The following is a 12,889-nucleotide window of genomic DNA, read 5'->3' as shown; positions in this document are numbered from 1 at the left end:
GAATGCGTCAGTGATGATGGCTCGCCATCAGCTTCAGTGACGAAATCAGCACAATTGCAGGCAAAGATCGAATTCGTCCGAGGTCCCTCCGGTCGGCAGAGCCGATTCAGCGGGCGAGCGTCCAGCGCAGTGGGGTCAATGGGTTGGCCCGTTCATCCATTCAGGCCCAGGCGGATACCGAAGCCGACCAGGAACAGGCCGGCCACGCGGCGCAGCGCGTCGCTGATCCGCGGGTGCTGGATCAGCCGGCGGCGGGCCAGGTTGCCGACGCCGATCAGCATCGAGCAATAAGCGATGCTGACCACCAGGATGATGCCGGCCAGCGCCGCGAAGGTGGCAATGCCCTGGTGGGCCTTCGGGTCGATGAACAGCGGCAGGAACGCCATGTAGAACAGGATCGCCTTCGGATTGAGCAGGCTGACCAGGATGGCCTGCTGGAAGTAGCGGCCCGGATGCATGCGGATCGGCCCGGCGTCACCCCCTTCGTGCTTCGGGGTCCGCAGCAGGCTGATGCCGACCCACACCAGGTAGGCCGCACCGAGGTACTGCACGGCATGGAACACCAGCGGATTGGCCTTCAGCAGCGCGGCCACGCCGGCCAGCGCCAGCCACATCAGGATCTGGTCGCCGACCAGCAGGCCGGCCAATGCGGTGTAGCCGCCACGCACGCCGCCACGGCCGGTGGCGGTCAGCAGGGTGAAGGTACCGGGGCCGGGCAGGGCGAGAAACACCAGCACAGCGACCAGAAACGTCCACAGGTCCTGGATGCCCATCCACGGCATGGCGGTGTTCTCTTGTTACGGGGGGCCGCCATTGTCGGCCAGCGCCGCGATTGGCGACAGAGGGCTGGCGGGGCCACCGGGCATGCCAGACAGCAGCGGTTGCAGGTGCTGGCGCAGCTGCGCGTGCAGTTGCCGTACCGCCGGCGAGAACTGTTTGCGATGCGGGCACACCAGCTGCAGCGGGATGCTGCTGCCGGCACCGTCGAGCAGCAGCTGCAGGCGCCCGGCCTGCACGTCCTCGCGCAGGTCCAGCCAGGATTTGTAGGTGATGCCTTCGCCGGCCACGGCCCAGCGCCGCACCACATCGGCGTCATCGCAGACCAGCGGGCCGCGCACCGGAATCACGCTGCGGCGCCCTTCGACGTCGAATGACCAGCGATCGTAGGCGCGGCCACTGAGCTGGTAGACCAGGCAATCATGCTCGCGCAGGTCTTCCAGGCGGCCGGGCGTGCCGCGCCGCTGCAGGTACCCGGGCGAGGCCGCAAGTACACGCCGGTTGCCTTCCAGCAGGGGCAGGGCGACGTAGTTGGCGTCGTCGAAGTGGCCGATACGGATGGCTACGTCGACGGGATCGCGGAACACGTCAGCGACTTCGTCGGACAGGCGCAGGTGCAGGCGCAGCCGCGGATGCGCGGCGCGGAACGCGCTCAACCAGGGAAGCAGCAGGTTGCGGCCGAGGTCTGACGGCGCCGACAGCTGCAGGGTGCCGTGCAGTTCGGTGTCCTCGCCCTGCACGCGCGCCTGGCCCTCGCGCAGGGTGGCCAGTACCTCCTGTGCATAGGGCAGGTACAGCGCGCCTTCGCCGGTCAGGCGCAGGCTGCGGGTGGTGCGCACGAACAGGCGCAGGTCCAGCTCGCGCTCCAGCCGTGCCACGGCGGCCGCGACCTGGCCAGGCAGCAGATCGGCCTCGCGCGCGGCCTGCGAGAAGCTGCCCAGTGCAGCCGTGCGGACGAACATCTGCAGGTCGTCGAAACGGATCATTTTCATTACTGGAGTGAAAGTCCTGCCCGATTCTGCGCCTTTCTGCGGCGCCGCGCGCGGCGCAACCTGTCGCCTCCTTCCCCACTGGAACGCTGCCATGCGCGCCATTGCCTACACCCAAGCCGGCCTGCCGATCGATGATGCCCAGGCCCTGATCGACATCGAACTGGAGCTGCCGCAGCCCGGCCCGCGCGACCTGCGGGTGGCCGTACGCGCGGTGGCGGTGAACCCTGTCGACACCAAGGTGCGCCGCGGCGTGGCCACCGATGGCCCGCGCGTGCTCGGATGGGATGCGGTCGGCATCGTCGATGCGGTGGGCAGCGAGGTCACCCTGTTCCAGCCTGGCGATGCGGTCTACTACGCCGGCGTGATCGACCGCCCCGGCAGCAATGCCGAGTACCAGCTGGTGGACGAGCGCAGCGTCGGCCGCAAGCCGGCCAGCCTCGACGATGCCGCCGCCGCCGCGCTGCCGTTGACCGCAATCACCGCCTGGGAGCTGCTGTTCGACCGCCTGCGCATCGCCGAGGGCGGCGGCGAAGGCCAGACCCTGCTGGTGATCGGCGCTGCCGGTGGCGTCGGATCGATCCTGGTGCAGCTGGCGCGGAAGCTGACCAAGCTGACGGTGATCGGCACCGCCTCGCGCCCGGATACCCAGGACTGGGTGTACGCCATGGGCGCGCACCATGTGATCGACCATAGCCTGCCCCTGGCCGAGGGCCTGGCGCGGCTGGGCATCAGCGAGGTACAGCACGTAGCCGGCCTGACCCACTCCGACCAGCACTACGCACAGATCGTGGAACTGCTGGCGCCGCAGGGCCAGTTCGGCCTGATCGACGACCCGGGCCCGGTGGATGTGATGGCGCTCAAGCGCAAGGCGCTGTCGCTGCACTGGGAATCGATGTTCACCCGCCCGCTGTACAAGACCGCGGACATGCAGCGCCAGCACGACCTGTTGAACCGGGTGGCCGAGCTGATCGACGCCGGCGTGCTGCAGACCACGTTGGGTGAGCACTTCGGGCGCATCGACGCGGCCAACCTGCGGCGTGCCCATGCGCTGCTGGAGAGCCATCGCGCCAAGGGCAAGATCGTGCTGGAAGGCTGGTAAGGCCGGGTCGTTCCCGCGCCCCTGCCTCAGGCCACGCCGTTGTCGACGTGATCGGCAAAACCGGGTTGCTGGCGCAGGCGTTCGAACCAGGCCTCCACGTTCGGCAGCGTGGGCGTGTTGCCGGGCGTGCTGCGCCAGCGCTGGGTCGACAGGCCCAGCACGACATCGGCGAGGGTGAAGGTGTTGCCCGCCACGTAGCTGTCCGTAGCGGCCAGCTGCGCATCAAGCACGCCCATCAGGCGATTCCACCGCGCCAGGCTGGCCTCGGCGCGGGCATCGTCCGGATAGTCCGGGTGTTGCCGCACCCGGGCCATGAACACGTGGCGCCAGGCGCTGTTGAGGTCGCTGGCCTGCCAGTCCATCCACTGTTCGACGCGGGCCCGCGCCTGAGCGGTGGCGGGCAGCAGGTCGTCGCGCCCGGCGCGTGTGGCCAGGTAACGGCAGATGCTGTTGGACTCCCACAGCCAGAAACCGCCGTCGCGCAGTACCGGTACCTGCCGGTTCGGGTTCAGCGTGGCCAGCAGGTCCGGCGCCGGCGCCGGTTCGTGATGCAGCGGCAGGTCAAGCCCGGCGCACAGCCACAGCACCTTGCGGACATTGATCGAGGTGGGCTTTCCGTACAGAGCGAGCATGGTCCTGACGCAGCGGCTGAGACTCGGCCAGCCTACACTTGCCACATGCAAACCGAATTCCTGCTCATCGGCGGCCTTCTATTGGCCGTGCTCATCCTGCAGCTGGTCGCCCTGCTGCGCCGCCCGCCGCATGACCGCCTGGAACAGGCCGTACGCGAGGAGGCCCGCTCCGGGCGCAGCGAACTGCGCGAGCAGCTCGATGGATTCGCCCGCGCGCTGACCGATCTGTCGACCCGCACCGACCAGCGTCTGGACCTGCTGCGCGAGGCGCTCGGCGAAGATGCCCGCAAGGCGCGTGCCGAGGCCGCCGACAGCCAGCAGCGGGGAGCGGCGCTGATGGGGCAGCGCCTGCAGGAACTGCGCGGCCAGCTGGAAACCTTTGGCCAGCAGCAGGAGGCACGCATCCACGCCTTCGGCCAGCAGTTGCAGGAACTCACCGCGCGTACTGATACCCAGCTCGGTGCGCTGCGCCAGACCCTGGTGGACGATGCGCGCAAGGGCCGTGAGGAAGGCGCGCAGTCGCAGCAGCGGTTGACCGAAAGCCTGGGCCTGCGCCTGCAGGAACTGACCCAGCGCAACGAACAGCGCATCGCCGAGATGCGCACCACGCTGGAGGAGCAGCTGCGCGCGCTGCAGAACGACAATGCGCAGAAGCTGGAACAGATGCGCCACACTGTCGATGAGAAGCTGCAGTCGACGCTGGAAACGCGGCTGGGCAATTCCTTCAAGCTGGTCTCCGAGCGCCTGGAGCAGGTGCAGCGCGGCCTTGGCGAGATGCAGCAGCTGGCCACCGGCGTGGGCGACCTCAAGCGCGTGCTGACCAACGTCAAGAACCGCGGCAGCTGGGGCGAAGTGCAGCTGGAGAACATCCTCGAGCAGACCCTGACCCAGGAGCAGTACGCGCGTGCGGTGAAGGTGCGCCCGGACAGCGGTGAAATGGTCGATATCGCGGTGCGCCTGCCGGGCCGCAGCAACGACGACACGCCGGTGTGGCTGCCGATCGACTCCAAGTTCCCCCGCGAGGACTACGAACGTCTGCTCGATGCCCAGGAACAGGGCGATGCCGAGGGCGTGCGGCTGCAGGGCATCCAGCTTGAGCGCGCGGTACGCGTGCAGGCCAAGTCGATCTGCGACAAGTACATCGCGCCGCCGCACACCACCGACTTCGCGGTGATGTTCCTGCCCACCGAAGGCCTGTATGCCGAGGTGATCCGGCGCCCGGGCCTGGTCGACCTGCTGCAGCGCGAGCATCGCGTGGTGGTGGCCGGGCCGACCACGGTCACCGCGCTGCTCAACAGCCTGCAGATGGGTTTCCGCACGCTGGCCATCGAACAGCGCTCCAGCGAGGTGTGGAGCCTGCTGGGCGCGGTGAAGAGCGAGTTCGGCAAGTTCGCCGGCATCCTCGAGAAGGCCGAAAAGCAGATCACCACCGTCGGCCGCAGCATCGGCGAGGCCAGCCGCAAGACACGTACCATCGAGCGCCGCCTGCGCGGCGTGGAATCGCTGGCTGCCGAACAGGCGCAGTCGCTGCTGGGCGACCTGGGTGACGCTGAAACCGCAGGCGAGGACGAGAGTGGCGACGGTGACAGCGAGGAGGCCTGAGCCGCACTGACACGCCGCCTGCATCGTCGATGCGTATGCTGGCGGCCTGTCCGTTTCGATCAGGTATCGCCATGCGCCTGCGCTTCTGCACCAGTGTTGTCCTGACCGTGCTGCTCGCCGCCTGCAGCAGCGCGCCACCGGCCGTGGGTACGGCGGGGCAGGCGGCAAGCAATACGCCCGAAGCCACCGAGGCCTACCGCGAAGCACGCGACGTCGACTGCCAGGCCGCCGGCGGCACCCTGCAGCGGCTGGGCCGCCTGCAGCGCGAGCAGTGCGTGATTCCCTATGCCGATGCCGGCAAGGCCTGCAGCGGCAAGAGCGACTGCACCGGCCAGTGCCTGGCCAGGGGTGAGGTGGCCGTTGGCAGCGCCACCACCGGTACCTGCCAGCGTGATGCCAGCCAGAACTTTGGTTGCCGCCAGCGCATCGAGGACGGCAAGGCACAGGGCACGATCTGCGTGGACTGATCGTAGTGCCGGCCGCTGGCCGGCAACCGCATGAACCGCTGGGAACGATCGCAGCATTGCCGGCCGGCGGCCGGCGGCCGGCACTACCGGCATCGCACGGCGCTATGCTGGTGGGCCATTCCCCGCTGTAGCCGGAGCCCCCCGCGTGAGCACTTCGATCCAGGACATTTCCCTCACCACCATCGACGGCCAGCCGTCCTCGCTTGCCGACTACCGGGGCAAGGTGCTGCTGCTGGTCAACGTCGCCTCCAAGTGCGGCCTGACCCCGCAGTACGAAGGCCTGCAGGCGCTGTATGCGGAAAAGCATGCACAGGGCCTGGAAGTGCTGGGCTTCCCCGCCAACAACTTCCTCGGCCAGGAGCCGGGCAGCGAGGCGGAAATCCAGCAGTTCTGCCAGCTCACCTACGATGTCAGCTTCCCGATGTTCTCCAAGATCAGCGTGGCCGGTGAGGACACCCACCCGCTGTACCAGCAGCTGACCGCCGCCCAGCCGCAGTCGATCGGTGAAGGCCCGCTGCGCGAGCGCCTGGCCAGCAAGGAGATCCCGATCCACGCCGCGCCGGCGGTGCTGTGGAACTTCGAGAAATTCCTGGTCGGCCGCGATGGCAAGGTCGTCGCACGCTTTGCCCCGGACGTGGCCGCCGACGATGCGCGCCTGCGCGAGGCCATCGAGGCGGCGCTGGCGGCTTGAGGGAAGCGTGCCAACCCAGGTTGGCACCCACCGGGAAGAAACGCCTGCAGGCGCGTATCGCGCCTGCACCCCCGCTTGCGCGGGCACTACGCAGCGGCGAGGATGTCACCGCCGCGCTGCCCGCGGCATGCCGACAGGGGAGGCGGCTTGGATCTTCTTACGCTTGAACACTTTGCCGGCTGCGTCGACGAAACCTTCGCCGCCGATCTGGATGGCATGCGGGTTGACTTCGTGCTGGTCGAGGCGCGTGCGCTGCCGGGGGCGCGCGCCGACGCACCACGAGCACCGTTCTCACTTCTGTTCCGCAACGCCGCGCCCATCCTGTTCCCGCAGCAGACCTTTCCCATGCGGCACGCACGGGTGGGCGAGGTCGGCATTTTCCTGGTGCCGATCGCTCAGGAGCGCGCAGGCTTCCTCTACCAGGCCGTGTTCACCTGATGCCGGCGTGGGCCGGCTACGCCAACGGATTCCAGCGCATCGCAACATGAAGGCTGCTGCCTGACGCATCACTTGCGATGAATCCCAGGCGCTCGTAAAGCCGGCGTGCCCCGGGGTTGTGAATCTGCACGTGCAGGCACAGCGCGCGCCGGCGTGCCGCCGATGCCTGCTGCAGGCATCGGATCATCGCGCTGCCGAGTCCGTTGCCCTGGCAGTGCGGCAGCAGGCTGATGTCGATCAGCAGATCATCGGCGCCGGTCGGGTCCAGGTAGACCCGACCGATCGCCTGCTCGTCCTTCTCGACCGCGAGGTAGTGCGCCTGCGGGTGGTGCTGCAGATAGTGCTGGTGTTGGGCCGCGAACTGCTGCGCCAGGAACTGCTGCTTGGCCAGGTCCGGCCATGGCACAGCCTGCAGTTCCTCCTGGCGGGTGCTGGCATACAGCGCCTGCAACCACGGCAGGTCGGCATCGCCGAGCGCACGCCAGCGCCATGCCGCTGGCGTGGGTGCTTCGACGCATGGGCGGAGCCGTTCCGTCGGGAACGGCGCCAATGCCCGCACCGGGATCATTCGAACTGCGGGAAGTTGCCGTGCAGGGCGATGCAGAAGTTCACCGCCAGATACGGTTGCCGGTTCTCATGCGGCTGCCCGCCGCCGGCAGGGCCGAGCAGGGTCGGTGACATCGGCGTGGCCGGTGGCTCTGCGCTGAAAGGCTTGATCGCGTTTGATCCGGGCATCGACAGCGCACCGTTGGCAACGGGCGTGGCGGTGCGCTTGGCGGCGGGCTGGGCGTAGGCCACCAGGTCGTGGCGGTGTGCCGGCAGCATGGCCGTGGTGAGCGAGACCGCAGCCTGGCCGAAGGTTTCGCCAGCGACGCGCGGGGTCAGGCCGGGCCCCGCGCCCTGGTGGGTGGCGCCGCGCGCGACCAGGTTCGGCAACTGGAACGTGTTTACGCCATCGCCGCCATACTGGGTGCCCAGCAGCGAGTACAGCGCAGGGTTCTGCCGGATGGGAATCAGTGCTCCGTTGCAGAACGCCCAGTCTGCCGGACTGTAGTTGAAGGCGAACATCTGGATTTCGCCGTAGAAGGGGTCGGTCATGATCGGGTCTCCGCCGGTTGCGAAAGGAAGGTCAGCCGCGTGACGGGAAAATGCCCGACCAGGCGATGCAGTACTGAACGGTCAGGGTCGGCATGCAGTTCTCGTGCGGCAGGCTGCTGCCGGTGGCGGAGACTGCAGCCGAATCCAGCACCATTGCGGTGGCGCCGTTGGTGTCGGTGACGTAGTAGGGTTCGCCGCTGGCCGAGCCCGGGACGGCGGTAGCCGAAGGTACGTCCGCCGTGGCGGCGGCGCTGGTGAGGTTCAGTGGGTGGTTGTGCGCTGGCAGCTGCGGCAGGGTCAGGGTTACCGATTCGGTGCCGCCGGATTGACCGATCACGCGCTGGGTCAATCCCAATCCCTGGCCCTGGTGAACGGGCAGGCGACCACGCAGGTCTGGCAGGCCGAAGGTGTTCTGGCCATCCCCGCCGTAGGTGGTACCGATCAGAGTAAACAGGGCTTCCTGCCCGGCGACCGGCACAAGGCGGCCGTCGCAGGGAAACCAGCCAACCGGCAGGCGGCTGAATCCGAACATGCGGATCTCGCCGACAAAAGGCGTACTCATCTGTGCGTGCTCCTGGAAAGTAGGGCGGAACGGAGTGCGTTGGTGCCGGCGCGATCAGTCGCGCGGCGGGTACAGTCCGCCCTGGATGCAGATGAAGAAGTTGATGACTCCGAAGGGCTGCATGTTCGCGTGTGCCTGGTTGCTGCCGGACACGCCCACCGACTCGCCGGCCTGCGGCACGGCCGGGCTGGCCTGGGTGGCATACATCTTCGGGTTGCTGGCGGTGCCGGCGAAGGTGGCACCGGTGGGGTTGCGCACGGTGCCGGCGCTGGTCACGCCCAGCACCCCGTGCGTATGCGGCGGGATGTTGCCGACCAGCAGGGTGATCGACTCGGCGCCGGCGGCCGTGCCTACCGGCTGCGCCGGCGGCTGCCAGGCGGAGTCCACCGAGATGCCGGCCGATACCGGCACGCGGCCGCGCAGGTCGGGCAAGGCGAAGGTGGTGCGGCCATCACCGCCATACTGGACCCCCAACAGAGCGAACAGGGCCTGGTTGGTCTGGATCGGCATCAACTGGCCGTCGCACAAGGCGAAGCCCCTGGGTGCAAAAGGAAAACCGGCCATGATGATCTGGCCGAGATAGACATCGCTCATCGAAATCCCCCTTGGATGCTGAGCGCGGGGCGCCGGACTGGCGCCCGCGTACTCTGAAGGCCATTCAGGTTGTGTACAAGTCCCTGCCCCTGCCGGCGCATCGCCAGACCCTTGTAGCTCTATCTTCTGGTCGGGGACTCTGTTCCAATGGCGCCACGGAGGGGCGTGGATGGCCTACCGCTGGCACCGCCGGGGATTGGCAGGGGAGAACCTCCCCGGAAGCACCGCCAGCTGGAACGCGCACCTCGATGTTGTTCCACATCCAGGTGGGATTCTTCTAAGGGGGAAGAGTCATGGCGTTCCTTTCCGGTACCGCGCGTTCCGCGCGTTCGTTCGCGTTCGTCCTGCTGCTGTCCTGCCTGGCCCTGCTGTGGCCCGGGCTGGCCTCCGCCGCCAATACGTCCACCCTCTGCGGCCCCTTCTCGGTGCACGTGCCGAGCGGAGGCAGCGTGCCGATCAACGTCACGGCCTGCGCCAGGAACATCAATTTCGCCGGTGATGGTCCCGTCGATGGACCCGCGCTCCCGCAGCGTGGCAGTGCCATCCTGCGCATCGCCGGCAGCAGCTGGTTCGTCGACTACAGCCACAACGGGCTCAACACCGTCGGCGATGTCTTTGAGTTCTCCGACACCGACGGCAATACGGTCACGGTGACGATGATCATCGACCCGCCGGCGTCGTCGATCGTGGTCAGTCCTGCGGTCCTCGATCCGATGACGGCCGGCACGGCCTTCAGCCAGACCTTGAGTGCTACAGGCGGTGCTTCGCCATATACCTACGCAATCAACGGCGGCCAGTTGCCACAGGGGCTGGCCCTGAACAGCAACGGCACGCTCTCGGGAACCCCGACCCGGCGTGGTGCCGTCAGCTTCACCGTGCGCGCCACCGACAACCTGGGGGCCGTGGTCGACAAGGCGTACGCGCTGACGGTGCAGAATCCGTCCCTGTCGATCACGCCGACCGCCGCGACGGCAGTGATCGGCAATGTGTTCACGCTGGCCCTCAATGGCAGTGGCGGCGTTGCCCCGTACACCTATGCGGTGGAATCGGGCGCCTTGCCGCCAGGCATCACGTTCAACGGCGTGGACACCTTCAGCGGCACGCCCAGTGGCCCTGCGCAGGCCTATCCACTGACGCTGCGGATCACCGACAACAGTGCAGGCGCGGCGCCCTACTACGAACTGAAGTCTTTCACCCTCACGGTCAGCAACGCGCCCACCGTCAGCATCAATGTATCGCCGAGCAGCGTCGCCGAGGACAGTGGCACGCCGCTGGTGTACACGGTAACGCGCAGCGCCAGCCAACCGACCCCGATGCTGGTGAACCTGACGCTTTCCGGGACGGCGACCAGCGGCACCGACTACACCGGCGCGGTGTCCAGCGTGACCATCCCGGCCAACGCCACCAGTGCCACGTTCAACATCGTTCCCGTCGCCGATACTCAGGTCGAATCCGATGAAACGGTGATCTTCACCGTGGCCGCGGGCGCCGGTTACACGGTGGGTGCACCGGCCAGTGCCACCGGCACCATCGTCAACGACGACTTCCCGGTGGCCACGGTCAGCGTCTCGCCGGCAACCGTCAACGAGAATGGCGGTGTGCCGCTGGTCTACACCATCACCCTGGATCGGCCCAACCCGGTGCCGTTGTCGATTGCCTTCACCCTGGGCGGCACCGGAGCCAGCGGTACCGACTACACCGCGGTCAGTTCGCCGCTGGTGATCGGCGCAGGTGCCACCAGCGCGACCGTGAGCATCGCGCCCATCCCGGATGCCATTCCCGAACCTGACAAGACCGTGGTGTTGACCCTCGCCTCCGGCGCCGGGTATCAGATCGGCGTGCCGGCCAGTGCCACCGGTACCCTGCGCGACGATGACCTGCCGGGGCTGAGCATCAACGACGTCAGCGCCAACGAAGGCGACAGTGGCACCACCGGTTTCACCTTCACGGTATCGCTGAACGCGCCTGCGCCCGCCGGCGGGGTCAGCTTCGACATTGCCACTGCCAATGGCACTGCCACTGCGGGCTCGGACTATGTCGCACGCAGTCTGGCCGCACAGACCATTCCTGCCGGCAGCCAGACCTACAGTTTCGTCGTGCAGGTCAATGGCGACACACTGCATGAGTTGAACGAGGACTTCTTCGTCAATGTGACCAATGTCAGCGGCGCGACGCTGACCGACGGCCAAGGCCGGGGCACGATCATCAATGATGACGCGGCACCCTCATTGTCCATCGCCGACATCAACGTCACCGAGGGCAACAGCGGCACCACGCCGGCGGTGTTGACCGTGACACTGTCAGCGGCAAGCGCGCTGCCGGTCCAGGTCCAGTACGCCACGGCCAATGTCACCGCCGTTGCGCCGACCGATTACACGGCCGCCAGCGGCACGCTCAGCTTCCCGCCCGGCACGACCACGCAGACGATTACCGTGCTGATCAACGGCGATACCACGGTGGAGCCCGACGAGACCTTCCAGGTCAATCTGAGCAACCCGGTCAACGCCAGCGTGGCCGACGGCTCGGCCGTGGTCACCATCGTCTCCGATGACGCACCGGTGGTGGTGGGGCCGACGGTGCTGCCGACGGCGAAGGCAGGCGTTGCCTACAGCCAGACGTTCTCGGCTACCGGCGGCACCGGGTCCTACACCTACGCGCTGTCGGGCACGCTGCCCACCGGCCTGACGTTCAACACCAGCACCGGGACACTGTCCGGCACGCCGACCCAGGCGGGCACGTTCTCGTTCAGCGTGAGTGCCACCGACAGCAGCCCGACACCGAACATGGGGACGGCGTTCTACGGGCTGATTGTGCCCGGGCCGACCCTGGCGCTGCCGGGCGCTGCGCTGCCAGGCGCAGTACGCGGCCAGCCGTTCAGCAGTAATCGTGGGCCGGTCAGTGGCGGCAATGCTCCCTATACCTTCAGTGTCACAGGCGTACTGCCGACAGGACTGGCGATCAGCCCCAACGGGGTGATCAGCGGCACGCCAACCGCGGTGGGCACGTTCAACTTCACGGTCGTCGCCCGTGACAGTACCAGTGGCACAGGTGCGCCCTTCGACGTTACCGAGAACCTGACCATCACCGTCGCGGAGTCACTGCCGCTGGCAGGCAACAGTACGTTGAGCGTGGGCTTCAATGCTCCGGCGGCGAACGTAGCACTGATCCTGAGTGGCGGTCCCGCCACCTCGCTGGCGCTGGCGGCGGCGCCCACCCATGGCACGGCACTGGTGACCGGCCCGACCACGATCAGTTACCAGCCGGCAACCGGTTATGCCGGATCGGACAGCTTCTCCTATACCGCGACCGGACCGGGGGGAACGTCCTCACCGGCGACGGTCACTGTCACCGTCGCCGATCCGGTCATCAGCATCGCTGCCAGCGGCGGTTTCAACGCTGTGGCTGGCATGCCGTACAGCCAGACGTTCACCTGGTCCGGCGGCAGCGCGCCCTTCAGCGGTTACCAGGTGTCCAATCTGCCGGCCGGACTGTCGGTCACCGCGACCACCGCCAACAGTGCAACCGTCAGTGGTACGCCGACGGCCTCAGGTACCTTCAACATCAACGCATCAGCCAGGGACAGCAGTACCGGCAACGGCCCGTATACGGTCGGCCAGCTGTTCAGCCTGGTGGTTGCCGGTCCAAGCCTGTCGGTGATGCCAACCGTACTGCCGGCGGCGACCGCTGGCAGCAGCTATCAGCAGGTCATCAGTGCTACGGGTGGCATCGCACCGTACCAGGTGGTGCTGACCGGCACACTGCCGGTGGGCATGAGCTTCAACACCGCCAACGGCACGTTGTCGGGCACGCCGACGCAGTCGGGTACGTTCGCGTTGAGTGCGACGATTACCGACAGTACCGGCGGCACGCCGGCCAGCGTCACCCAGAGCTACAGCCTGGTGGTAGCCAGCCCGGTGCTGGCGGCGACCCCGGGCAC

The 12,889-nt window shown here is 67.6% G+C and carries 13 protein-coding genes; 6 read left to right on the top strand and 7 right to left on the bottom strand.

Going from position 1 to position 12,889, the window contains the following annotated elements; all coding sequences use genetic code 11:
* Positions 1–152: 152 nt before the first annotated feature.
* On the bottom strand, positions 153–782 hold the full coding sequence (gene leuE / locus AC5P7U_RS05920; protein ID WP_006478918.1) for a leucine efflux protein LeuE: 630 nt from the start codon (positions 780–782) through the stop codon (positions 153–155).
* 15 nt (positions 783–797) lie between these two features.
* On the bottom strand, positions 798–1,769 hold the full coding sequence (locus AC5P7U_RS05915; RefSeq protein ID WP_495220865.1) for a LysR family transcriptional regulator: 972 nt from the start codon (positions 1,767–1,769) through the stop codon (positions 798–800).
* A 91-nt stretch (positions 1,770–1,860) separates the two neighbouring features.
* Between AC5P7U_RS05915 and AC5P7U_RS05910 the strand changes: the two genes are divergently transcribed.
* The gene (locus tag AC5P7U_RS05910) at positions 1,861–2,868 is read left to right on the top strand and encodes a zinc-binding alcohol dehydrogenase family protein (RefSeq protein ID WP_049457810.1); all 1,008 of its coding nucleotides are present in this window, start codon (positions 1,861–1,863) and stop codon (positions 2,866–2,868) included.
* Between the two features lie 26 nt (positions 2,869–2,894).
* Here AC5P7U_RS05910 and AC5P7U_RS05905 read toward each other — a convergent pair whose 3' ends face one another.
* Positions 2,895–3,500, bottom strand: coding sequence for a glutathione S-transferase family protein (locus AC5P7U_RS05905; protein ID WP_197563723.1), 606 nt, complete (start codon positions 3,498–3,500; stop codon positions 2,895–2,897).
* A 45-nt stretch (positions 3,501–3,545) separates the two neighbouring features.
* Here AC5P7U_RS05905 and AC5P7U_RS05900 point away from each other — a divergent pair, with 45 nt between their 5' ends.
* The 4 genes from AC5P7U_RS05900 to AC5P7U_RS05885 all read left to right on the top strand — a co-directional run bounded on the left by AC5P7U_RS05900 (position 3,546) and on the right by AC5P7U_RS05885 (position 6,698).
* Positions 3,546–5,102, top strand: coding sequence for a DNA recombination protein RmuC (locus AC5P7U_RS05900; RefSeq protein ID WP_049457808.1), 1,557 nt, complete (start codon positions 3,546–3,548; stop codon positions 5,100–5,102).
* A 71-nt stretch (positions 5,103–5,173) separates the two neighbouring features.
* Positions 5,174–5,569: a hypothetical protein gene (locus AC5P7U_RS05895; RefSeq protein ID WP_006478889.1), complete on the top strand. Its 396-nt coding sequence runs from the start codon at positions 5,174–5,176 to the stop codon at positions 5,567–5,569.
* Positions 5,570–5,714: 145 nt separating this feature from the next.
* A complete protein-coding gene (locus AC5P7U_RS05890) occupies positions 5,715–6,260 on the top strand; it encodes a glutathione peroxidase (RefSeq protein WP_006478851.1) in 546 nt (181 codons plus the stop codon).
* Between the two features lie 147 nt (positions 6,261–6,407).
* Complete coding sequence (locus tag AC5P7U_RS05885) at positions 6,408–6,698, top strand: DUF6916 family protein (RefSeq protein ID WP_006478849.1); 291 nt, start codon at positions 6,408–6,410, stop codon at positions 6,696–6,698.
* A 16-nt stretch (positions 6,699–6,714) separates the two neighbouring features.
* Here the strand turns inward: AC5P7U_RS05885 and AC5P7U_RS05880 are convergent, their stop codons facing one another.
* From AC5P7U_RS05880 to AC5P7U_RS05865, 4 genes are read right to left on the bottom strand one after another with little or no spacing between them, the layout of a single operon-like run.
* Complete coding sequence (locus AC5P7U_RS05880; RefSeq protein WP_164240915.1) at positions 6,715–7,266, bottom strand: GNAT family N-acetyltransferase; 552 nt, start codon at positions 7,264–7,266, stop codon at positions 6,715–6,717.
* A complete protein-coding gene (locus tag AC5P7U_RS05875; protein WP_006478789.1) occupies positions 7,263–7,796 on the bottom strand; it encodes a phage tail protein in 534 nt (177 codons plus the stop codon). The genes AC5P7U_RS05880 and AC5P7U_RS05875 overlap by 4 nt, the downstream gene beginning before the upstream one ends.
* Positions 7,797–7,827: 31 nt before the next feature.
* Positions 7,828–8,358 (bottom strand): phage tail protein, encoded by a 531-nt coding sequence (locus tag AC5P7U_RS05870; RefSeq protein ID WP_164240914.1) that lies wholly within the window; start codon positions 8,356–8,358, stop codon positions 7,828–7,830.
* Between the two features lie 54 nt (positions 8,359–8,412).
* Complete coding sequence (locus AC5P7U_RS05865) at positions 8,413–8,952, bottom strand: phage tail protein (RefSeq protein ID WP_006478712.1); 540 nt, start codon at positions 8,950–8,952, stop codon at positions 8,413–8,415.
* 293 nt (positions 8,953–9,245) lie between these two features.
* Between AC5P7U_RS05865 and AC5P7U_RS05860 the strand changes: the two genes are divergently transcribed.
* A partial coding sequence (locus AC5P7U_RS05860; protein WP_495220863.1) for a beta strand repeat-containing protein occupies positions 9,246–12,889 on the top strand: 3,644 nt, incomplete at its 3' end.

This window comes from Stenotrophomonas sp. YJH_SMC_57, assembly GCF_059369755.1.
The sequence above is the reverse complement of the archived record's forward strand: the minus strand, read 5'-3'. Positions and strand labels throughout refer to the sequence as shown.

Coding starts and splice junctions, on each gene's coding strand:
- AC5P7U_RS05880 (WP_164240915.1), bottom strand. CDS start 7,266: ATGATCCCGGTGCGGGCATTGGCGCCGTTCCCGACGGAACGGCTCCGC.
- AC5P7U_RS05865 (WP_006478712.1), bottom strand. CDS start 8,952: ATGAGCGATGTCTATCTCGGCCAGATCATCATGGCCGGTTTTCCTTTT.
- AC5P7U_RS05910 (WP_049457810.1), top strand. CDS start 1,861: ATGCGCGCCATTGCCTACACCCAAGCCGGCCTGCCGATCGATGATGCC.
- AC5P7U_RS05870 (WP_164240914.1), bottom strand. CDS start 8,358: ATGAGTACGCCTTTTGTCGGCGAGATCCGCATGTTCGGATTCAGCCGC.
- AC5P7U_RS05895 (WP_006478889.1), top strand. CDS start 5,174: ATGCGCCTGCGCTTCTGCACCAGTGTTGTCCTGACCGTGCTGCTCGCC.
- leuE (WP_006478918.1), bottom strand. CDS start 782: ATGCCGTGGATGGGCATCCAGGACCTGTGGACGTTTCTGGTCGCTGTG.
- AC5P7U_RS05905 (WP_197563723.1), bottom strand. CDS start 3,500: ATGCTCGCTCTGTACGGAAAGCCCACCTCGATCAATGTCCGCAAGGTG.
- AC5P7U_RS05875 (WP_006478789.1), bottom strand. CDS start 7,796: ATGACCGACCCCTTCTACGGCGAAATCCAGATGTTCGCCTTCAACTAC.
- AC5P7U_RS05900 (WP_049457808.1), top strand. CDS start 3,546: ATGCAAACCGAATTCCTGCTCATCGGCGGCCTTCTATTGGCCGTGCTC.
- AC5P7U_RS05915 (WP_495220865.1), bottom strand. CDS start 1,769: ATGAAAATGATCCGTTTCGACGACCTGCAGATGTTCGTCCGCACGGCT.